A 21,893-nucleotide genomic window follows, 5' to 3' on the forward strand; every position below is an offset into this window, starting at 1 on the left:
ACCCCATGGCATGGATTCGCCGAATTTGGTCTCGGATAACCACAAGAACAATCTTTATTGTTCTTGGGTTTGTCGCACTTACGGTATTGATATGGTTTGGTGGCCCGCTGCTGGCGATCGCGGACTGGAAGCCATTTGCAAGTAAGTTAGCTCGAATTAGCTTTCTATTGACGCTCGTTGTTCTTTACCTCGGTGTTCAGTTGTGGCGCTCTCGACGTGAGCGTCGTGACAACGAACGCGTTGTTGAAGAAATGATGGCTACCGATCAGGGTGATGAGCTACTTCAGGAGGAGCTGGAAACTCAGCGCAATAACATGCGCAAGGCCCTTGCGCTTGTACGCAAATGGAAGTCTGGGCGCTTTAGTTCCGTCTATCAGTTGCCCTGGTACATGATTGTAGGCGCGCCTGGATCTGGCAAATCCACTGCACTGCTCAACTCGGGCTTGGAGTTTCCGCTCAAAAGTGAAATGGGGTTGGATTCGGTTAAAGGTGTTGGTGGTACCCGTTATTGCGATTGGTGGTTCACTAACCGTGCCGTGATCATTGATACAGCTGGCCGCTATACCACTCAGGAGTCCGGTGATAAACGGGACTCAAAAGGCTGGAATGCATTTCTAGGGCTACTGAAGAAGTATCGGCCCCGCCAACCAATCAATGGGGTGATTGTTGCTGTTAGTGTTGCCGATATGCTGGAACAGACGCCTACGGAACAGGCCATTCATGCAAGGGCGATAAAACAAAGAGTTCAGGAGCTGCGGAATCGTCTGGGCGTTGTTTTCCCGGTCTACGTGATGCTTACCAAGTTTGATCTTTTGGAAGGTTTTGTAGATACCTTCGGGATGCTCTCTGATCAGGAAAGAGAGGATGTTCTTGGTGTCACCTTTGATTTGGGAGCGGTGACCGATCCTGAGAAGTTGCCAACGGCCTTCGAACACGAATTTGATCAACTGCTGAATCGCCTTAGCGGGTTTTTACTGCACAGGCTGAAGCAAGAGCGGGCGCCTGACACTCGCAGTCGAATTTACGAGTTCCCCAAGCAAGTAGCGCTGCTCAGAACACCTTTGTGGAATCTGGTCAAAGATGTGTTTTTCCCCTCGGCTTACGAAGAGGTGCCGTTATTGAGGGGCGTTTACATGGTTTCCTCGGAACAGGGCCAGTCCGGTTTCGATAAAGTGTCTGGCATTGTCGATCAACAGTTCCGGCTCAAGTCATCGAAGGTGGGGAAAAATCACAGCGCTCAACCTAGTGGGGGCTATTTCCAACGGAAACTGTTCGATCAGGTGATCTTCTCTGAGCATGGGCTTGCGGTGACTGATAGCGGCAAAGCTCGGCAGCGAATGTTTGTTCGCCGCATCGCCTTTGCAGCAATGGCTGTTCTGACGGTTGGGCTTGCCGCAACTTGGTATGTTGACTATGCCCGGTCGAGGGACGCCATTGCAGGTTTTGCGGAGCGAACCGGCGGGTTAGCGAATACGCTAAATACGGTTCCAGACAATGCCCAGTGGTTGATGCTCGAAACCGTACTTAATGAATCGGCTGCCCTCTCAGGTGGTAACGAAATTCCAGAGACCCATGGTCTATCGTCTCTTGGCCATTTTCAGATTCAAGCGCTGTATCAGGGTGCCACAGGTGTTTACGGTCGGGTTCTTCAATACCGACTTGCCCAGACGCTGAAGGATGCCTTGGAAGAAGATATACAGTTGCATCTGGATAACCCTGAGTATTTGTATGAGGCGCTGAAAAGCTACCTGATGCTCGGAGATCGTAGCCGCTTCAATCGTGATCAAGTTTCGTTGTGGTTAGCCTATTTGATGGGAAACCATTTGCCCGGAGAGATTAACCGCCCTCATCGAGAAGCGGTGCTGGAGCACTTTGAAGCTTATTTGGATCTTGAACAGCCTCTGCGCGTATCACAGGGTCTTGTGGAGGTCGCGCGGAATGAACTGACCTCCGTGCCGCTTTCGGAACGGGCATATCAGCGTATTCGATTGGATGCTCAGGCAGCAGGTCTTCCTGAATTCCGGTTGCCAATGGTGTTGGGCACAGTTGCTGCAGAGGTTTTTGAGCGGCGCTCGGGTGAAAGCTTACATACGGGTATTCCGGCGCTATATACCAAGGCAGGATACCGCGGCGTTTTTGAGCCGGAGCGGGATCAGATTGTCAGCCATCTACTCGAAGATTCCTGGGTATATGGAGATGATTCAGCTGCCTACCGCAACCTAGACGAGGACAGAATTAAGGCGCTCGTTGAGGATCATTACTTCAGGGATTACATCCATGCATGGGATTCCCTGATGTCTGATCTTAAGATTCGTTCGTTCAGCAGTCCTGAGCAGGGTCGCTATTTGACGGGTTTGCTCAGTGGTCCGGATGCGCCGTTGAATCGATTAGTGTCTGCCGTCAACTACAACACACAGCTGGCCGCCACAGAGACGGAAGGTGCATCAGCCGCAGATGCTGCAAAGGGTCAGGCCATGCGTGAGGCTGGTCGAAAAAGCCGTGCGCTTGATCGGCTGAATCGAATTCTTCCCCTCACAGGTAAAGAGCAGCCCCAGACCACTCTGGTGGACGACACCTTTAAGGTTTTGCATAGCATCAAGGAAGAAACCTTCCAAACGCTACAAAGCAAAACCCGCACAATGTCCCAGTATTTTTCCGAACAGTCGGATGGCGCTAATAGGTTTCAGACGGTTTCTCGTGCTGACTTTAACTCCGCTGTGACTGGTTTCTACGCCACCGTCGGCAACACTCAGTCCACGCATCTTAAATCGATTGTCTCGGACTTTGCGCGCGAATCCAGAGGCTTGGTGCGAAGCTCTGCAACTCAAAAGATCAATGGTCTTTGGCGCAATCAGGTGTATCGAGAGTTTAAATCGGCCATCGCCGGGCTCTATCCTCTGGCACCGAATGCATCAGATGAGGTGAGTTTGGCGGACTTCAGCCAGTTCTTTGGCCACGGCGGCACTATCGACGAATTCTTTGATAAATACCTCGCTGATCATGTGGACACTTCGTCAGATCCTTGGCGGTTATCAACAGACCTCAACATCCGTAGAGACAGTCTGCGTTTTTTCCAGAGGGCGAACCGAATCCGCAACGCGTTCTTTGAGGATGGAACTAAAAATTTGAAAGTGCCCTATGCCGTTCAGCCGGTTTACTTGGACAGTCGCGTAACCCAGTTCTCGATTGAGGCGGGCGGGGATCAAATGCTTTACCGCCATGGTCCAGCCAGAAAACATCACTTTGAGTGGCCGGGCACCGGTGGCGATGTGCGCATTGCAGTAAATCCTGGATCGACATCTGACGCGGTTGTTCAGCGGAAGTTTCAAGGTGAATGGGGCCTTTTCCGGCTACTCGCTGCTTACGGCGGAGTTGGGGGTGAAGGCCGGGATCTTACGTTGGAAATCATGCTCAGTGACTATTTGGCTCGATTGAGAATTGAGCCAGCCTCGGTTAGGCATCCCTTCGCCGACGGGCTGATTGAAAACTTTACTTTGCCGGCACGTCTGTAGGTCAGGGAGCGAGAGCATGTGGGGATATATGGGCAAGGTGCCGGCGCGAGGAGATTTCATCACGGTGGATGTACGCCCGGATGTAAGAGATCTCTTCTTCGAGTGGTGCCAGACCTCGCTTGCTGTAAGCAGAGATCAACTGGAAGGGCAATGGATGGATGCCTACCTCACATCACCGATCTGGCATTTTTGCTCTGCGCCCGGAGGCATGCTTGATTCCGGCTTGTTGGGGACGGTTATTCCGTCGGTTGATCGCGTGGGTCGCCACTTTCCCTTTTTGGTGGTTCGCGAGTTTGCGGGCCAGATGCTTGATGGTTGGCGCCAGCCGGAATGGGCATCGTCTATGGAGAACTGCATTCTCGATGTTTTGGAGGATGGCTGGCATGAAGAAGTTTGGCGGCAACAACTGTCTGCCATTGAGCCTCCAGAGCCCACAAACGCACGAATGCAGTGGCCAGCGGGGGCGGGTAATTTGGTATTCGCCTCATCCGGTAGCGAAACGGATTGGCTAGAGGCCATGTTGCGAAAAGATCGAAGAACAACCATCTGGTGGACTCAGGGTTCAGCCTTTGTAGAGCCAGTAACATTGCTTACCGATGGCCTACCAAAGATTGGCCAGTTTGCTTCGATGATGGTCGGTCAATGGCACAACCATGGCTGGCTGGAAGCTGAATTTATAGGGCAGGGTGCCTGAGATGCGTTATTCCTCGGCTCAGTTCACACATACCGGCGCCGTTCGGGATCATAACGAAGATGCTTATCTGTCGTTTCCCGAGGATGGGCTTTGGGTTGTCGCGGATGGTATGGGTGGGCATCAGGCGGGTGAAGTAGCCAGTCAGTTGATATGCGATACCGTCAGTTTAGAGCGCCAGCGAAGCGGCAGTTCCATGAGCGCGAGTGATTTGGAAAAGGCGATATATCTCGCCAATCAACGTATACGAAAATATGGCGATGAGCAGTTACCCGGTGCCACTTTGGGCTCAACGATGGTGGCACTAAAGATCACCGATGACCGATATAAAATTCTCTGGATTGGCGACAGCCGGGCTTACCTGCTGAGGGAGAGCAAGCTACAGCGGTTGTCAAAAGATCATAGCCAAGTCGCAGACCTTGTAGAGCAAGGGGTTCTCTCAGAAGAGGAGGCCGAGTCTCATCCACTCGCTAACGTGATCACACGTGCGTTGGGTGTAGAGGCAGAGCCTTTGATTGACAGCGTAGAAGGCAAAGTGATGCCCGGAGATCGTTTTCTTTTATGCACGGATGGTATTAGCCGCGAGTTTGAGCGCGAGGAATTGGAGCAGTTTCTTATGGAAGAGCCTATTGAGGATATCAATCAGGCCCTCCGCCATGCGGCTTTGGTGAAGGAGTGTCGGGACAATATCACCTCAATCATTGTACAGGTTGAACCCCCTGTTGAGTTGGCCGGTTTGGCAGACAGCGCCCGAGATTCGACACTTCCGCTGGGCCAATGGAATCTTTAACAGGTGGAGAAGCCAATGACACATGAAGCCAATCGACTGTTTCCGCTCGAGACTCTGCTGGCGGACATATCGCCGGAATTACCCTGTGGGGATGACACTCGGGAGGATAGCTCGCCGGTTTCTCCTTATTTTACGCTTAAGGATCTTAGGAATCAGGCCAGAGCGATAGAGCGCCAAGTGCTTATCGGTGAGGAACCACCGCAAACGCCTCAGTGGCGCCAGCTTCTTGATGAGATTCCGGCCGTATTGGAAAACCGATCTAAGGATCTTGAGTATGTTGCCTGGCTGATTGAGGCCCTATGCAGGGAAAAAGGATTTGAAGGCCTAGCGGAAGGTTTTGAGCTTGCCCGTGAGCTGATCGATCTGCATTGGGAGAACCTCTATCCGCAACCTGACGAAGAAGGCCTAGATACTCGGATAGCGCCGTTGGTTGGCCTGAATGGAACGGATGGCGAAGGCACCCTTATTAAGCCAATCATTTCGGTGCCCTTGTTCTTCGATGGTGATGGGGTTACCTGCTACGCAGCCTGGCACGCTGAGCAGGCTACTGAAGTGGCCCGCCTCGATGAGTCCAAAGCCGAATCAAGAATCCGCAGCGGTGCTATGTCGCCCGACCTCTTGGCAACCGCTGTGCAAGAAACACCGACCGAGCATTTGGTGCAAACCCGGCATGCGCTAGAACGTGCGCATTCTGAGTTTCGCGCTCTGTCAGATGCCATGGACCGAGCCATGGGCGGTGACCCTCAGCCGACGACCAATATTTCAAAGGCTCTTGATCGCTGTTTGATCATGCTTAATCACAATGCCGGTGAACGTATTGATCGGTACTTGGAAGCGCAACAGCAGGAGCTGCATGTCAGTGCGGATCCAGATACACCAAATGAGGATGGCTCACCGAATACGACCGCGAAGCCTGCCGGTATAGACACGGTTAGAGTTGCTATTGAGAGCCGGAAAGAGGCACTGGAGCAGTTACGTAGACTGTCAGATTTTTTTCTCAAGACGGAACCTCACTCGCCGGTTTCTTACGCGATTTTACGGGCAGTTCGATGGAGCGAGCTGTCATTGCCTGAACTTATGGACGAACTGATATCCGACAGTGGAGCCCGGGACGGGTTCTTTAAATTAACCGGTGTGCCTGCCCCCGAGCAGCAGGAATGACCACTGGCAAACCAACAGTGAAGCTCAAAAGGAGACAGCAATATGGAAAGCATCCACAACAAATTGTCCCGGGTTCGCAAGCCCCGGGTACACATAACTTACGATGTGGAAACAGAGGGAGCCCTGGTAAAAAAAGAGCTGCCCTTTGTAGTTGGCGTCATGGGGGATTTTTCTGGCAACAATAATGCCGACGTTAAACCATTAAAAGATCGTCGCTTTATTCAGATTGATCGTGACAACTTTGATGAAGTTATGCGTCGAATGAGCCCGAGCCTGCGGCTTAAAGTTGACAACAAGTTGTCAAATGACGGATCCCAGATCTCTGTGGAATTGGGCTTCAATTCGATGGAAGATTTTCAGCCTGCAGCGATTGTAAATCAGGTCGAGCCTTTGCGGCACCTGATGGAAACCCGCAACAAGCTACGTGATTTGTTAACCAAGGTCGATCGTTCAGAAGAGCTTGAGGAACTGTTGGAGCGAGTGCTTAACAACGCAGACGATCTTCAGGCACTGAGCTCAGATCTGAGCAGCACAGAGGAGGACAAGGGATGAGTCTTGAAACACGCACCGAAGACGCGGTACTAGAGCATGAGGCAGGGTCGGTCAGCTTGCTGGAGCAAGCCATTGGCGCCACAAAGCAAACTGAAAGCAGTCGCGCCGAGGAGCTAATTCGAACGCTGACTGAAGAGGCCATGAAAGGCACGGTGACCTGGAACAAAAATCTGGCCATCACATTCAATCAGGCTATTTCGCGTCTCGACCAGATGATCTCTGGCCAGCTTGCTGAAATTCTGCATCAGGAAGAATTCCAAAAGCTGGAAGGTTCATGGCGTGGTATGCACCATTTGGTGATGAACTCTGAAACCAGTGCTATGTTGAAGATCCGTGTTCTTAACCTGAGCAAGCAGGATTTGCACAAGGATTTGTCGAAGGCGGTTGAGTTCGATCAGAGCCAGATTTTCAAGAAGATTTACGAGTCTGAGTTTGGCACGCCAGGTGGTGAGCCTTACGGCATGATGATTGGCGATTACGAATTTAATAGCCATCCGAATGACATTGAGACCTTGAGCTTGATGTCGAACGTAGCAGCAGCGGGCTTCTGCCCATTTGTGTCCGCTGGGTCTTCTGGCATGTTTGGCTTTGATGACTGGACCGAGCTCTCCAAACCGCGTGACCTTGAAAAAGTATTCGAATCGCTTGAGTACACCAAGTGGCGCTCATTCCGTGACAGTGAAGACTCCCGCTTTGTAACCCTCACGATGCCTCGGGTTCTTGCGCGTCTGCCTTATGGCAAGGCGACCAAGCCGGTCGAAGAGTTTGGATTTGAAGAGCTGGAACTGGATGCCGAAACCGGCATGGCTGTGACGCCAGACCACGATGACTACTGCTGGATGAACGCTTCTTACGTACTTGGCAGCCGCATGACGAATGCGTTTTCCAAATACGGCTTCTGCACGGCGATTCGTGGTGCTGAAGGTGGCGGTAAAGTAGAAGGCCTGCCAGCCCATATCTTCCGCAGCGATGATGGCGACCCCGACCTCAAGTGTCCAACCGAAATCGGCATCACCGATCGGCGTGAGGCTGAGCTGAGCAAACTGGGCTTCTTGCCGCTGTGTCACTACAAGAACACGGACTATGCGGTTTTCTTTGGCGCTCAAAGCTGTCAGAAGCCAAAGATCTACGATAATCCGGATGCAACTGCAAACGCCGCAATATCCGCGCGTCTGCCTTACATGATGGCAACTTCGCGTTTCGCCCACTACCTGAAAGTGATGGCGCGCGACAAGATCGGCTCGTTCATGGAAGCGGATGACGTTGAAAACTGGTTGAACCGCTGGATTATGGGCTACGTCAATGCGTCTGAGGGCGGTGGTCAGGAAATCCGTGCAAAATTCCCCTTGGCAGATGCAAAGGTTCAGGTGCGTGAGATTCCGGGTAGCCCGGGTTCATACAACGCTATTGCCTGGCTGCGCCCATGGTTGCAGATGGAAGAGTTGACTACGTCTTTGCGCCTCGTCGCCAAGATTCCGGAAATCGGTAACTGATGGAGCCTCCCGGGGGAGCTCCGGGAGTGCTTGGAGTTGGCATGAGCTCAGCATTGTCGTTTGTCGAGCAGGATTACATCACCCGCCGTCAGGCTTCTGACAGCACCTCTGCGCCTTCGTGGGGCAGAGGCCTGTCTGAGCGGCTGATTGCCGAGGCTGATGACCAGCAAGCACTGTTACTGTTTCTGAGTCACTATCCCGGCCGAACCAGATGGACACGGGATCAGATTCGGGCGGTATTGGCTGATCGTATTCTGCGTCTAGATCGGCTACTTAATGCACAGCTCAATGCCATACTCCATCATCAGGACCTTAAAGATCTTGAGGCTCATTGGCGCGGGGTCAGCCTTCTGGTTGATCAAGCAGCACAAGATGCGCAGCAGGATCAGGTCAAGATAAAGGTTCTGGATGCGTCGTGGGATGTTGTTTCCGCAGACTTTGCCAGAGCTATCGAGTTTGATCAGTCTAAGCTATTCGCCAAAGTCTATTCTGAGGAATTTGGCAGCCCGGGAGGAGAGCCTTTCGGCCTGCTTCTCGGAACCTACAGCATCAGCCACCGAACTCAGGGTGGCGCGGCAAATTTGGAGACGCTTCGGGAACTGTCGCAGGTGGCGGCGGCCGCATTTGCGCCCTTAATCCTCAATGCCGCTCCAAGCTTTTTTGGTGTGGATCATTACGCGGAACTAACGGGTGTGCGGGATCTGGAGAGCCACTTTTCCCAAGTGGAGCTCAGTGCCTGGCGCTCCCTGCGGGACACCGAAGACTCCCGTTTTCTCGGGTTAGCCGTGCCAAGAATGTTAATGCGACCGCCCCACCGGGAGTTAGGTGAGGGAGCCGAAGCGTTTGGTTTTCTGGAACATCGCAAAATAACCGATAGGGACTATCTTTGGGGCCCTGCCTGCTTTGCTTTTGGAACCGTTGCCATACGTGCGTTTTGCGAATCGGGTTGGTTCTCCCAAATTCGTGGCTTTCGGCCCGGTCGTGTAGCCCATGGCACGGTTGATAACATGCCTGATATTGCCGAAATCAATCCGTCGGGCGTGCTGTTTCCAACACGTCAGGCCGTGGACTGGCAGATTAGTGACCGTATGGAAAAGGCACTATCGGAAGAGGGCTTTCTACCGTTAGTGCCCTTGCCGAACACGCCCATGCTTGTATTCCATTCCGTGCCTTCGATACAGCAGCCAGAACGGCATGAGACAACTGCGGCAGATGTCAGCGCACGGCTCTCCTCCATGCTGCATTACATACTGTGCGTTTCGAGGTTTGCACACTATTTGAAGGTAATGGGGCGAGACCGGATAGGTGGCTATCGAACGCCGGAAGAGTGCGAGGCCCAACTACAACGCTGGATTCACGGTTACACCATGTCCACCGAGAATGCATCAGATGGCCTACGCACAAAGTTCCCGTTACGTGATGCACGTGTGACGGTAAAAGCACGAGCCGGAGAGCCGGGAAAATATTACTCAATCATACACCTCCAGCCTCACTTCCAGCTTGATCAGCTGGTGAGTGGTTTAAGGCTGGTTACTGAACTGACACCCGTGGACGGCCACTGAGCCGGTCACCCAGTTTTATATTCGAACGGAGGAGTAAGAAATGGATGTCATCAAACAGCATTTGGCGAGCGGCAATCTGGCGCAAGCTATCGAGGAAGTTCAGCAACAGGTAAAGGCGCAGCCTGCCGCGGCAGAGCTAAGGGCTTCCTTGATTGAGCTCCTGTGTGTGGCGGGTGACCTAGAGCGCGCCGACGACATGCTGGGCTCTCTCGCCCGTCACCATCCGGAGTGGCTGGCCGGTGCAGCAAACCTTCGCCAGCTCATCCGTGCACAACAGGCCCGGTTGGAGTTTCACCAAGGCAAACTGGCGGAGGATGCAGTGGTGTGCGAGGCCGAAAACCTTCAGACCATCCTAGCCCTGAGGGCCGCTCTGAATGAACAGGACTTCACTGCTGCCGAAGCGGCGGCCATCAGTTTGGAGCAGCAAAGACCAGCAACTGAGTTCCAGCTTGGTGAGGTAAGCGGGGATATACGCGACTGTGACGATAGCTTGTGTGACTTTTTGGAAGCGTTAAGTGCAGAAGGCAAGTTCTATCTATGGCGCTGGTCGGATATCGAATCTATCGATTTTCATCCACCAACCTCGCCAGTCGAGCTGGTATGGCGTCGAGCCGATGTTGAGCTGGCATCCGGTAAACAGGGAGAGGTGTTTGTTCCCCTCGTGTACGCCGCTAGCGACACCGATCATGAGCGCTTGGGGCGTGTGACAGAGTGGCGCGCACATTCTGACGGGTTAGTAACTGGCATAGGCCTCAAACAGTATCTTGTGGGTGACGATGCTGTAGGGCTTGCGGATGTGAAGCGAGTAGAGCGAGTAGCGGCAGTTTATGCAGACTGAACGCAATGTGCGCCTGCAGATGAACCTCTTGGACCGATTGGCAGCGGATCACAACGCTAAAGCGACGGTTACGACCATTCGCCAGTCTGTTCGTCGGGATCTCGAGGCGCTCTTAAATACCAGACGGTCCTGGCTGGTACTTCCGCCTGAGCTGCGGGAGCTCAAACAGTCGGTGCTTGGCTACGGCTTGCCGGACTTCACGGTGATGGATTTGGGAACAGAAGAAGCACGGCAATGGTTGTGTGAGGAAGTGCGCCAGACCATTGTGCGCTTTGAGCCAAGGCTGACGCGCATTGAAGTGATTGCTGAAGAGGGTGACACGCCCCTTGATCGCACCATGAGGCTGCGGATTGATGCCATTTTATTGGTTGATCCGGTACCCGAGCCAGTGGCCTTTCGCTCCGACCTTGAGCCCGTAAATCTCTCCATGACGCTTCAGGAGTGCGCGTGATGAGTGATGAACTCCTTCAGTACTACAACCGTGAACTTGCCTACCTAAGACGACAGGGGGCGGAGTTTGCCAAAGCTTACCCCAAGGTAGCGGGAAATTTGCGCGTCAGTGATGAGTCCGTAGAGGATCCGCACGTCTCGCGGTTGCTTGAGGGTGTCGCATTTATGACCGCCCAGATTCGTCGGCGTCTGGATAACCACTTTCCGGAACTGACAGATATCTTGATGGGCAACCTGTTTCCGGATTATCTGGCCCCGATTCCTTCCATGACGGTCATCCAGCTAAAAGCCGGTGCATCACAGACCCATTGTGCGGCATTGGACAAGCAGCAGCGTTACGAAACAACTGTGGAAGGTTTGCCGCCCTGTGAGTTTCGGTCACCGGCAAGCCACCACTTAGCGCCCGTCGACGTTGTGACCGCAGCGTTTGAGAATGCACCCTTTGATGCGCCAAGGCCTGCGGGTTCGGAGGGCGCACGCAGCGTGATCAAGCTTAGGCTTAAATCGCCTTTGCCATTCAATGAGATCAACCTGCCATCGTTGAGATTCTACCTGCATGGCCAGACTCACCTGAGCAACGAACTCTATGATCTTATCCACCGCTCAGGCATTGGCTTTGCGATTACCCCAACTACAGACACCCGGCAACTGCGGTTCTTCAGTGCCCAGCACATCAAGCCGGCAGGATTCGAGGCTGATGATGCCTTGGTTCCCTACAGTAAGCGCAGCTTCGACGGCTTTCGTTTGTTGACCGAGTTTTTTCTATTCCAAGAGAAATTTTTGTTTGCCGAATTTTCGGGGCTTGAAGGGTTTTGGCCCGAACATGAAGAGGTCGACCTGTTTGTTTATCTAGGCGAGGCTTCTGGCGAACAAGAAAAGAGTTTTGTGCCTGAGCATATGCGTCTTTGGTGCGTGCCTGCCGTAAATCTGTTCGACGAGGCTCTGGAACCGGTTAGCAATGATGACTCTAATCATGAACACCGGCTAGTTTCCCGATTTCGCGGCGCAGACACCTATGAGGTTGTCAGTGTGGAGTCTGCCAGTTTGGTAGAGAACGAAAACGTTCGTGAGATGGCGCCTTTCTATGGTATCGGTCACCCTCGCTGGCAATCGGGCCTGGACGTATTTTGGCATCTGGAAAGACGGGAAGCAGGCTGGGCTGGCGGGCAATATGAGCCTGGGTTTGAAACCTGTCTAACGCTGGTTGATCGCCGTTTCAACCGTCGCGTACTTGAGGATTTGCCTCAAGGCGAGATCTTGATGGTGAATGCTTGGTGCTGCAACCGGAACATTCCCGAGCGGCTGCCCTTCGGCGGTGGAGAACCCCGTTTTCGGGCGATAGGTGAGCCTCTTGTGGAGGAAGCCGTAGCGCTGGTGCCGCCAACACCCACAACCCGGGCAGACCTGTCAGACGGAGCGCGTTGGGAGTTTGTTCAGCAGTTGAATCTTGAACACTTCACTGGCAGCGAAGCTCTTAGTCGTCTCAAGGCGGTGCTGCGGCTACATGATTTCAGGCATACGCCGGAAACCGAAGCGTTGATTGAGGGCATTGAGCAGGTAAAAACTCGTCGAGTTGCCGCCCGAATTGGCAAAGGCGTCCACAGCGGTATATGTCAGGGCACCGAGATTTGTATCACCTTTTCCCGGTCAAACTATGCGGGCACCAGTATTTATCTGTTCTCAGCCATTCTTGACCGCTTTTTTGCCCAGTTTGCTCAGATCAATACCTTTACTCGGGTGCGGATTCGGTTGGAGGGGCATCATCGTGATTATTATCTTTGGCCTGCCCGAGCCGGCGAGCGGGAGTTGTTGTAATGGCAACCTCCACCACCTTGTTCAAAGCGGTCTGGAAAGCAGAGCGCCAGTTAATCAATAACCACGCCGGCTACCACCGAGTTGGCCATGATGGCTGGCCAAATAAAGAGGTGGTGCGCTTTCGCTCCAGCCAAAACCTCGGGTTTGCTGGTCAAGACCTTGTCCGCCTCAAAACCCAGCGGGAAGACGATGGCGCAGTACTGCATGAAATGATGACAGATCTCATGGGGTTGACGGGAGCGCGAGGCGCACTGCCAGCCTGTTTTACCGAGCGAGTGCTTGAGCAGGTAAGGGATAGATCACCTGCTACCCGGGACTTCCTCGACCTGTTCAATCATCGTCTTATTTCGCTGTTCTATCGGAGCTGGGAGAAAACGCAGCCAGCCGTGCATCAGGAACGGTCAGAGGCGGATATTTTCACGCGAATCCTAAAGTCTCTGACCGGCTGTGAGCAGAGTTGGCAACTTTATTACGGCGCTGCTTTCGCCCGCCGCTCGCGCTCCGCCAGTACATTGCGGTCCGTTCTGGAAGATATCGTGGGCATGAGTGTGGAGGTTCGAACGTTAAGGGGGGAGTGGGCGCCCTTGGCTCTGGAAGATCAATCAAGTCTGCCGAGCAGAAAACAGCCTGAGGGCCAATATGCTCGGCTTGGCGGCGTTATGTTGGGGAGCCGAGTATGGATGGCAGACAAGGGGTTGGATGTTGTTTTTCGCCCGAAATCCCGGGAGCAGCTTGTCTCTGTTTTGCCCGGCGGCACCTACAGCAAGACCGTTTCACACGTAGCGCAACAGCTGGTTAGCGGCCAAATGCGTGTTCATTATCGTTTGTCAGCCCGCGCTGCGCACCTGACCCACACTGTGTTGGGGCGTCATGGTCGGCTTGGGGCTGACAGTTTTATTGGAGCTCGGCCAGAGTCCGTAAAAATGGTCGAGGTCAGTTTCAAACCAAGCCAAGGAAAGGACTGAATTCATGTCTGCAATGACACTCAAATCCCTCGTCGAGAAACTCAATGACTCGGGCAAAGAATCGTTGGAAACAGCTGTAGGCCTTTGCTTCCAGCGGACACACCATACGGTTGAGCCAGAGCACCTTCTAAAAAGCATGATTCGTAATGACGACTCTGATCTGAAAGGGGTGCTGCGGTATTTCAACTTGGATATCACCCGTCTAGACGCGCAGCTGGATAGCGGGTTGGAAACGTTCAGAACAGGCAGCGGTGCAACACCGAGTCTTGCACCTAGATTGGTGGATCTATTTCGCCAATGCTGGCTGGATACGTCAATCGAGTTTAACGAGTCAACTATGCGAGGTGCCACCATGCTTTACAGCATGTTGAGCGACCCCGCTATGGCGGCATTGGTAACAAGGCATGCGGGCGAGCTTAATGGTATCGACCCGGCGCGTTTACTTGCCGAATGGCCGGATATTCATGCGACGCTTGCGCAGGAGGCGACCACATCCTCGAAGCCAGCAACCGCACGGGCAGGTAAAGAGCAGCATCTCTCCAAATACACCATCGATCTTACAGCTCAAGCGAACGCAGGGGAGCTAGACCCGGTTATTGGTCGGGACGATGAAATCCGTCAAGTGATTGATATTCTAACCCGCAGACGCCAGAACAATCCGATTCTTACGGGTGAGGCAGGGGTTGGGAAAACCGCAGTTGTTGAGGGGCTAGCCAGACGCATTGCTGAGGGAAATGTGCCGGACGTGCTAAAGCCTGCGCGCCTTTTAACTCTTGATCTTGCGTTGCTGCAGGCAGGCGCGGGTGTAAAAGGGGAATTCGAAAATCGCCTGAAAGGTGTTATCGAAGAAGTTAAAAGCTCTGAGCGGCCAATCATCTTGTTCATTGATGAAGCGCATAACATGGTAGGCGCTGGCGGCCAAGCTGGGCAGAACGATGCGGCGAATTTGCTCAAGCCTGCGTTGGCCCGTGGTGAATTGCGCACCATTGCCGCCACAACTTGGGCGGAGTATCGAAAGTTCTTCGAAAAAGATGCGGCTCTCACGCGTCGTTTCCAAGTAGTGAAGGTGGATGAGCCGGATGAGACAACGGCTATTCAGATACTTCGAGGCTTGGTTCCTACGTTGGAGGCACACCACGGAGTTGCGATTGCAGATGACGCGCTGAAAACAGCCGTGGTGCTTTCAACTCGCTTTTTGGCCAGCCGTCAACTGCCGGATAAGGCTGTAGCCTTGCTCGACACGGCCTGTGCTCGTGTGGCCATGAGTCAGGCAAGCGTGCCTGCTTCTGTAGAGCGGGCAAGGGCTGAGGTAACAGGGATGCAGCAAGAGTTGGCCCTGCTGTCTCGCGAATCCCGCTTAGGCGTTAATCATGGCGACCGGCAAGATGCCCTAGAAACCCAGCTTCATATAGCGGGTGAATCTTTAGCTCAACTAGAAGCTGAATGGGCGGATGAAAAGGCGCTGGTTCAGGAGGCTGCTGCAATCAGCAAGACTCTTCTGGAAGATGAAACCGATGAAGGCAAACAGCGGTTAAACGAAATTCGCGCCAGTCTTGGTGAGCGCGAGCAGGTTATGGTGCACTGGCAAGTGGATACGCAACTGGTCTCCGAGGTGCTGTCTGACTGGACAGGCATTCCCTTTGGCCGCATGCAGTCAGATGAAGTGGCGGGCATATTGAACTTGGCTACAACGCTCAAAACGAGAGTGACGGGTCAGGATCATGCGTTGGATGACATAGCTCGCACTATTCAGGTCGCTCGGGCTGAACTCGCTGATGAGAAGAAGCCCTTGGGTGTGTTTCTACTGGTTGGCCCCAGTGGTGTGGGTAAAACGGAGACCGCCATGGCTCTGGCTGAGCAGGTCTATGGTAGTGAATCCAACATGACCGTCATCAATATGTCGGAGTTTAAAGAAGAGCACAAAGTGTCCCAGTTGGTGGGTTCCCCTCCAGGCTACGTGGGTTACGGCGAAGGTGGCGTATTGACCGAGGCCGTCCGCCGCAAACCCTACAGCGTGATATTGCTCGATGAGATGGAAAAAGCACACCCTGGTGTTCAGGACATTTTTTATCAGGTGTTTGATAAGGGTTCGCTGCGGGATGGCGAAGGACGTGATGTTGATTTCCGGAACACTGTGTTGTTGATGACCTCAAACGCAGCCTCGGAACACATCTCCGACCTGTATGTAGATGAGCTTACCGCGCCAGAACCGGAGGCGCTGAAAGATGTGATCTGGAACGACCTGCTTGCCATCTTCAAACCTGCCTTTTTGGGGCGCACGGTGGTCTTGCCTTATCGGCCCCTTGGAGAGGAGCAGTTACGCACGATCACTCGGATGCAGTTAGAAAGAGTGTGCAAACGGGTTCAGAGGCAGCACGGCATTGCGCTTGAGTATAGCGACGACGTTGTTGAACGTATTGCAGATAGCGGTCATCAGGCCAGTACTGGCGCACGGAATATACAGCAAGTTATACAACGCGAGGTGCTAACAAGGCTGTCAGATGTCTTGCTCAATGCGATAGCAAATGACAAACCTCTGAAAGAGCTTCGAATCACACTCGACGATAATCAGTTCAATATTGGCAGTTAACGGGTGGGTAGGAGAAGCAATATGAAAATAACGGTGTGGTTGCAAAAAGAATTTCGACTTTTGTTAGTTACACCGTTTAAAATTCTGCTACTCCTGTTACTATTTCTAAATGGGTGTGCGTCCCATGGGAAACCAGTCACTCTATATGATACGTATACCGAATATACATATAGAGTGAAAGCTCGAGACTACGCTTATATATTGGATAATTTGATCACTCAATCCATGGGCGATCGAGGTATTAAAAAATCATCAGATTTTCCTGATTATTTTCCGATATTGTCAGATTTGCCGAGTATATTGGTTAAGAAAAAGGAACATTTTGAATTGCGGGATGGCAACTTCGGTTGCTTAACGCTAAATGGTTTCGATCGATTTGATCGACCAGCTGTTATAAAGATGGAGTTTGGAAGGGAGCAGGGAAGCTGGAAGCTGGCTTATGTTTCAGTTGATTACCTCAGTTTGCCGTCAGAATTTACGGGTGCAGCTGTGTGCCCAAAACGACGTGCATAGTAACAGGGCTTGTAACAATGCCGCTGTTCCTCTCTCTTTGTATTGCTATCTAAAAGCTGGACACAAACCCAAGAATCCGAGGTTCTGGCTAAGTGTCAGGACTAGGGTAACCATGTCCTCGTTACAGGACGTAACTTAAAAAGCAAGGAGATACACATGCAAGCGAATACCTACCTGGACTACGAAGGTATTAAGGGTGAAACCACCGCAGAACAGTTCAAGGATATGATCACTGTTCTGACCATGGACTTTAACGTTCATCGGGAGATTTCTTCTTACACCGGTACCGCTATGGACCGTGAAGCCTCTGCTACCCGCCTTGGTGATATTACAATCACTAAACTGCAGGACAATGCTTCTACTGACCTGTTCAAAGAAGCTACTGTTGGTAAGGGTAAAAAAGCAACTTTCCACGTGACCAAACAGGGTGACGCAGTTGAAGAAATCATGAAAATCGAACTAACCGATGCCATGATCTCCAACTACGCCGTTTCTGTTTCCGGTGACCGTCCGATTGAGTCTATTACCATTTCTTACACTGAGATGATGATGACTGTTACTCCGACTGATGACAAAAACAGCATCACTGGGCCGAAAGTATACGGCTACAGCGGTGTTAAAGGTCAGCAGTTCTAATAGCAGGCTCCGAACTAGTAGGGGAAGCCCTTTGGGTTTCCTCTGCTCTTTTTGTTCACCGAAACCAGGAAGGCGCGGCGATTCATGGGCAAGGAAAAGCAGCATCATTTTCTTCAGATTAACAGCTCTCTCGGTAAAGACGCTCTGGTATTGGAGCGGCTGAAAGTGCGTGAGGGCATGTCACGCCTGTTTGAGGTGCGGGTTGGATTTACCGCTAATCAACGTATCGCTGATATGAAGAAGCACATTGGCGAGGGTGTAACCGTTACCCTGAAGGTAGGGTCAAAAGATGGCGGTGGTGAAAAGCACTTCCATGGCCACTTTCTTAGTATGTGGGAATTGGGAAAGCCGCTTCACAACAGCGATGGCCAGCGTTATGAGGCCATTATCGTACCGAAAGCCTGGTCTGCCGCTAATCGCACCAACTGCCGAATTTTCCAAGACAAAACTGTAAAAAAAATTGTTGAGACAATTTTGGGGGAGCATGGAGTTGCGTTCAGCTGGAAGCTGAAAAAAGGACTTTATACCTACCGTTATTGTGTTCAGTACAACGAAACCGACTGGGATTTCGTTTGCCGGCTACTGGCTCACGAAGGTCTGTGTTTCCATTTCGAGCATTCTAGTGGCTCTCACACGATGGTCATTACCGATCATGAAAAGGCTTGGCCTAAGGCTGTTGAGGGTTCCGTTGTATTCTGTTCCAGACCAACCGGTGTGGCACATATTTCTAGCTGGTATGCCGGTTTTAAGGCAACAGCTAACTCCATCATTGAGCATGGCTTCGATTTCGAAACGCCCAAGCAGAAGGTTAAGGCTACCAGTAGCGAACAGGTACCTGGTGGCCCTTTTGGTTCACGCGAGCTGTTTGGGTACTTCGGTGAAGATCGTCCTATCAAGGATGGCGCCAACCTTGCTGCTTTGCACCTAAAAGGCATTGCTCAGGAATCAGAGAGCTATAGGGCTGTATCCGATTACCGCTCTTTTGGTGTTGGCTTAACTTTCTCCTTCAAAGAGCATGAAGACGAAATTCCGCCACATAATGAATTTGTGATCACGGAAGTGGCGATAGAGGCTTCGGTGCCGCTGAATGCGGATAACCAGCCATCAATGGGTAGCTTTTTCTATACCAACAGCTTCCGCTGCATACCAACCAAGGCGCCCTTTGTGCCTCGTAAACTGCCGAAGCCAATGGTGCCCGGTTTGCAAACGGCAACCGTTACCTGCGCTCCCGGCGAAGAAATCTATGTGGATGAACATGGCCGCATTAAGGTTCAGTTCCACTGGGACCGCGAAGGCAAATACGACCAAAAGAGTTCCTGTTGGATTCGTGTGGCTCAATCTTGGGCGGGCGAAAATTGGGGCGCACAGTTTATTCCCCGCGAAGGCCAAGAAGTGCTTGTTGAGTTCCTCAGTGGCGACCCAGATCTGCCGCTGATTACCGGCTCTGTTTATAACGGCAAAAATAAAATGCCGTATGAGCCTTTGTCCAAGAAGAATATTTCAGGGCTGAAAAGCCGGTCTACCACGAAAGGCGGCGGTGCCAACTACAACGAAATCAGTTTCGACGACACCATAGGCAAAGAGCTTTTGCTGATGCACGCCGAAAAAGATCACACGTTGACGGTTGAACACGATCAGACAGATGAAGTTGAGAACGATCGCACCACCACAATTGGCAATGATGACACGCTAACCGTCAAGAACGACCAGACGGATGACATTAAGAACAACCGCACCACGACCGTTGGAAATAACGACACCCTAACGGTCAAAAACAACCAAACGGTTGATATCACCGGTGCTCAAGCGACCACAGCGGGCAGAACCATAACGATTGATGCAGGCCAGAGCATCACATTAAAAACGGGTGCAGCAAGTCTGACAATGGAGGCTTCCGGTGCGATATCGATTAAGGGCACCAGCATTAGCGTGCAAGGTGTCACCATTGATATGAAAGCCGCGAAGATTAGCCTCAACTAATCAAAGGCTTTGCGCCGGAGTGCCCGTTAATGCTTGAAGACTTGCTTAAGCAGCGGCAAGCGCTGCTAGACAATGCGCAATCACCTTTGCAGTTGTTGCGACAGCTCGATAGGCGTTTAGTGCTTTGGTGTGAACAGCATCCGCAAGACTTGGCATTGGATAGTTGGCGAAAGGCACAAGGTGATGCCCCAGTTTTTTGGCCGGGAGCACTGAGGTTGGAGCTGACCATGCGTCTGCATGCTTGCCCGCCGTGGGAGGGCTTCGAGCTGTCGCAGAGTGAAACGGCCAGTGAGTGCAGGGAAGGAAACCACTGGCAAATGCTGGCCTGTCATTCCGGAATGGAACTTCCTAGGGAATGGCCGGAACCTCCGCAACAACAGCTCTGGGCAGCTATGGCGGCCAGCCGCCGAGGGCAAGAAGCCAAAGTAGACGCTTGTTGGCAAGCATGCGTTAGCATGCAGACCGGCGCCATAATGATGAGCGAGCCCGCTGTTAAGAGTTTGTTGTCGGAGTTGTGGCTCGCGGGGGATCCATTTTGGCGAGAGTGGTTTTTCCCGCTGCTATTGGCTGCGTCAGAACAACTGCATCCAGCCATGATTAATGGTTTGGCTGGAAGAGTGAGGGATGCTTCGGTGATTGAAGCTATGGGCATTTCGGGAAGTGATCGCTTTTTGCCGTTGCTTGCAGAGGTTGCTTCCCATGGGGGCGAGCAAGGAGAGGTAGCGAGCGAGGCCTTGCAGCGGAGGAAAGCTCATAGCCAAGACCTTGGTCAGCGGTACCGCCAATGGTGGGCAAGTTGGTTGCGTGTTCAGGGTGCTCCGTGGTCGCTGTTCGGAGGTTGTTGGTGATGGCTGCAAGCGAACGCACCGGAGGCTGGCAGGTCAGCGCCCTAATTGGTGAGATTGCCGGCCGAGGTCTGGCTGACTGGTTTCGGAGCGGGTTTGTTCCCGCAGATGATTCTGAGTCGCGGGAGGCAAACGGCGGGCTGTTAACGCCAGAGCGGCTGCGCCCGTATTTAGATCCAAATTGCCCGGGATGGTTAATACTTCCAGCTGCAGAGCATCAACGTAGAGAGCAGTGGCTGGCGGCATTTACTGACCAGCCTGTGGAGATTGGTTTTGGGCGGGCCGGGTTGGCTTTAGCTGTTCGGGCTGTGGATCGTGCCGGGGTTGCTGCGCAGATACTGGCCGCGGACCTCGAGCCAGAGCTTCAGGTTCTCGCAATGGTTTTGAGCCCGGGGTCTGGTCCTAGCGTGCACTTTAGTGCTCTGGATGGAAGGCTGGAGGGCACTAACGATTTGGCGACTCTGCTGACTAATGCGCAGGCGGCTGTGCCGGAAATAGAAGTGCTGGTATGCCCGGGCACTCCGCAGGAATGTGGCTTTGAGCGGATCATGCCTTTTTTGGCCGGCCTTTCACGTTGGAATCGACCCGCTTTACGTTGGGAGTTTCCTGAGCTGGTGTTGGATGCTCCCGGTGTTTTAGGCGCTCTTTGGGGGCTTTATTGGCTGTTGGATGGCTACAGAGTAGGCGATTGGCAACAACCGGGCGCATTGCTGTTGTTGGATGCGGTTAGCCCTTTGGCGGGAGTGATTGCAGTTAGTTGTAGTGAAACGAGTATGGCCGGTGCAGCGCCTCGGCCAGCCATCAAAAGCCTTGAGCAATACAGGACGGAGAGGGCACGAATCTCAAGTTGATGTCGGAGTTGTCCAGCGGATCATAAGTGATAGGTCACTGTGGATAAACGTACCCGCCGACCGGTTCCAGAGGCGCGTTCGGTACTTGGCGTGAGGCTTATGGAGTTTGAGCACCGGGCAAAACGGAGACAAGCCGTGAGAATGAGTTTTTATTGGAGATGGCTGCCGGTTTTACTGATGTTACCTGTGCTGGCGGAGGCAGGAGGCGTCGCTTCTCCGGTGGTTGACGCCAGAGTGATGGAAGTGGGGGTCGTTCGACACCAAGACACCCTATGGCGCTACGCCCGTTTTAGCAGCGAGAGCGATTACCCGTGCTTGAGGTTTGAAGCGGTTCATCCCGACCAAGGCTGGCGTGTGCTAGAGCGGCTGGATGTATGCGACATCACGCTTCAGGATGATGCCACTCTCGACTTTAGAGATACCGCTTACACGGGTTTCTCGGTGATCGAGTTTAGCCGAGAGCACAGTGCCTTCACTTTTGAGGTGGAGTACATCCGCCGGACGGCAGCGGGTGAGCAGAGTGTGTTTTGCATGTTGCCCGTCTCTCATAACGAGAACTTCGGACATTTAGTGTGCCGGTGATGAATACCAACACCGGAAAGGCCAAGCTGGCCAGATGTTACACCGGACGCATTAAGCAGGGATTGCA

Annotated in this window: 18 protein-coding genes; all 18 read left to right on the forward strand. The window is 52.7% G+C overall.

Annotated features, from left to right (window positions below):
* Positions 1-5: 5 nt before the first annotated feature.
* A complete protein-coding gene (tssM, locus tag KO508_RS03735; protein ID WP_216006963.1) occupies positions 6-3,512 on the forward strand; it encodes a type VI secretion system membrane subunit TssM in 3,507 nt (1,168 codons plus the stop codon).
* Positions 3,513-3,528: 16 nt separating this feature from the next.
* Positions 3,529-4,206 carry a type VI secretion system-associated protein TagF gene (gene tagF, locus KO508_RS03740; protein WP_216006964.1) on the forward strand — a complete coding sequence of 226 codons (678 nt, stop codon included), beginning with the start codon at positions 3,529-3,531 and terminating at the stop codon, positions 4,204-4,206.
* 1 nt (position 4,207) lies between these two features.
* Positions 4,208-4,993: a PP2C family protein-serine/threonine phosphatase gene (locus KO508_RS03745; protein ID WP_216006965.1), complete on the forward strand. Its 786-nt coding sequence runs from the start codon at positions 4,208-4,210 to the stop codon at positions 4,991-4,993.
* A 15-nt stretch (positions 4,994-5,008) separates the two neighbouring features.
* On the forward strand, positions 5,009-6,154 hold the full coding sequence (gene tssA, locus KO508_RS03750; protein ID WP_216006966.1) for a type VI secretion system protein TssA: 1,146 nt from the start codon (positions 5,009-5,011) through the stop codon (positions 6,152-6,154).
* 42 nt (positions 6,155-6,196) lie between these two features.
* Complete coding sequence (gene tssB, locus KO508_RS03755; protein ID WP_200362537.1) at positions 6,197-6,706, forward strand: type VI secretion system contractile sheath small subunit; 510 nt, start codon at positions 6,197-6,199, stop codon at positions 6,704-6,706.
* Complete coding sequence (tssC, locus tag KO508_RS03760; RefSeq protein ID WP_216006967.1) at positions 6,703-8,199, forward strand: type VI secretion system contractile sheath large subunit; 1,497 nt, start codon at positions 6,703-6,705, stop codon at positions 8,197-8,199. Before tssB ends, tssC (KO508_RS03760) begins: the two co-directional genes overlap by 4 nt.
* A gap of 41 nt (positions 8,200-8,240) precedes the next feature.
* The gene (tssC, locus tag KO508_RS03765) at positions 8,241-9,761 is read left to right on the forward strand and encodes a type VI secretion system contractile sheath large subunit (RefSeq protein WP_216006968.1); all 1,521 of its coding nucleotides are present in this window, start codon (positions 8,241-8,243) and stop codon (positions 9,759-9,761) included.
* Between the two features lie 40 nt (positions 9,762-9,801).
* Positions 9,802-10,599 carry a type VI secretion system accessory protein TagJ gene (locus KO508_RS03770; protein ID WP_216006969.1) on the forward strand — a complete coding sequence of 266 codons (798 nt, stop codon included), beginning with the start codon at positions 9,802-9,804 and terminating at the stop codon, positions 10,597-10,599.
* A complete protein-coding gene (gene tssE / locus KO508_RS03775) occupies positions 10,589-11,050 on the forward strand; it encodes a type VI secretion system baseplate subunit TssE (RefSeq protein WP_200362528.1) in 462 nt (153 codons plus the stop codon). Before KO508_RS03770 ends, tssE begins: the two co-directional genes overlap by 11 nt.
* Positions 11,050-12,864, forward strand: a complete 1,815-nt coding sequence (tssF, locus tag KO508_RS03780; protein WP_216006970.1) for a type VI secretion system baseplate subunit TssF — start codon at positions 11,050-11,052, stop codon at positions 12,862-12,864. Before tssE ends, tssF begins: the two co-directional genes overlap by 1 nt.
* Positions 12,864-13,829, forward strand: coding sequence for a type VI secretion system baseplate subunit TssG (gene tssG, locus KO508_RS03785; protein WP_216006971.1), 966 nt, complete (start codon positions 12,864-12,866; stop codon positions 13,827-13,829). Before tssF ends, tssG begins: the two co-directional genes overlap by 1 nt.
* Positions 13,830-13,842: 13 nt before the next feature.
* Positions 13,843-16,419: a type VI secretion system ATPase TssH gene (tssH, locus tag KO508_RS03790; protein ID WP_252737912.1), complete on the forward strand. Its 2,577-nt coding sequence runs from the start codon at positions 13,843-13,845 to the stop codon at positions 16,417-16,419.
* A gap of 21 nt (positions 16,420-16,440) precedes the next feature.
* Positions 16,441-16,932: a hypothetical protein gene (locus KO508_RS03795; protein ID WP_216006973.1), complete on the forward strand. Its 492-nt coding sequence runs from the start codon at positions 16,441-16,443 to the stop codon at positions 16,930-16,932.
* 156 nt (positions 16,933-17,088) lie between these two features.
* Complete coding sequence (locus KO508_RS03800; RefSeq protein ID WP_216006974.1) at positions 17,089-17,568, forward strand: Hcp family type VI secretion system effector; 480 nt, start codon at positions 17,089-17,091, stop codon at positions 17,566-17,568.
* A gap of 84 nt (positions 17,569-17,652) precedes the next feature.
* Positions 17,653-19,548, forward strand: coding sequence for a type VI secretion system Vgr family protein (locus KO508_RS03805; protein WP_216006975.1), 1,896 nt, complete (start codon positions 17,653-17,655; stop codon positions 19,546-19,548).
* A 29-nt stretch (positions 19,549-19,577) separates the two neighbouring features.
* The gene (locus KO508_RS03810; RefSeq protein ID WP_216006976.1) at positions 19,578-20,396 is read left to right on the forward strand and encodes a hypothetical protein; all 819 of its coding nucleotides are present in this window, start codon (positions 19,578-19,580) and stop codon (positions 20,394-20,396) included.
* Positions 20,396-21,244 (forward strand): hypothetical protein, encoded by an 849-nt coding sequence (locus KO508_RS03815; RefSeq protein ID WP_216006977.1) that lies wholly within the window; start codon positions 20,396-20,398, stop codon positions 21,242-21,244. Before KO508_RS03810 ends, KO508_RS03815 begins: the two co-directional genes overlap by 1 nt.
* A 141-nt stretch (positions 21,245-21,385) precedes the next feature.
* Positions 21,386-21,826 carry a hypothetical protein gene (locus KO508_RS03820; protein ID WP_216006978.1) on the forward strand — a complete coding sequence of 147 codons (441 nt, stop codon included), beginning with the start codon at positions 21,386-21,388 and terminating at the stop codon, positions 21,824-21,826.
* Positions 21,827-21,893 lie beyond the last annotated feature (67 nt).

The organism is Marinobacter salexigens, assembly GCF_018860765.1.
Taxonomy (GTDB): Bacteria; Pseudomonadota; Gammaproteobacteria; order Pseudomonadales; family Oleiphilaceae; genus Marinobacter; species Marinobacter salexigens_A.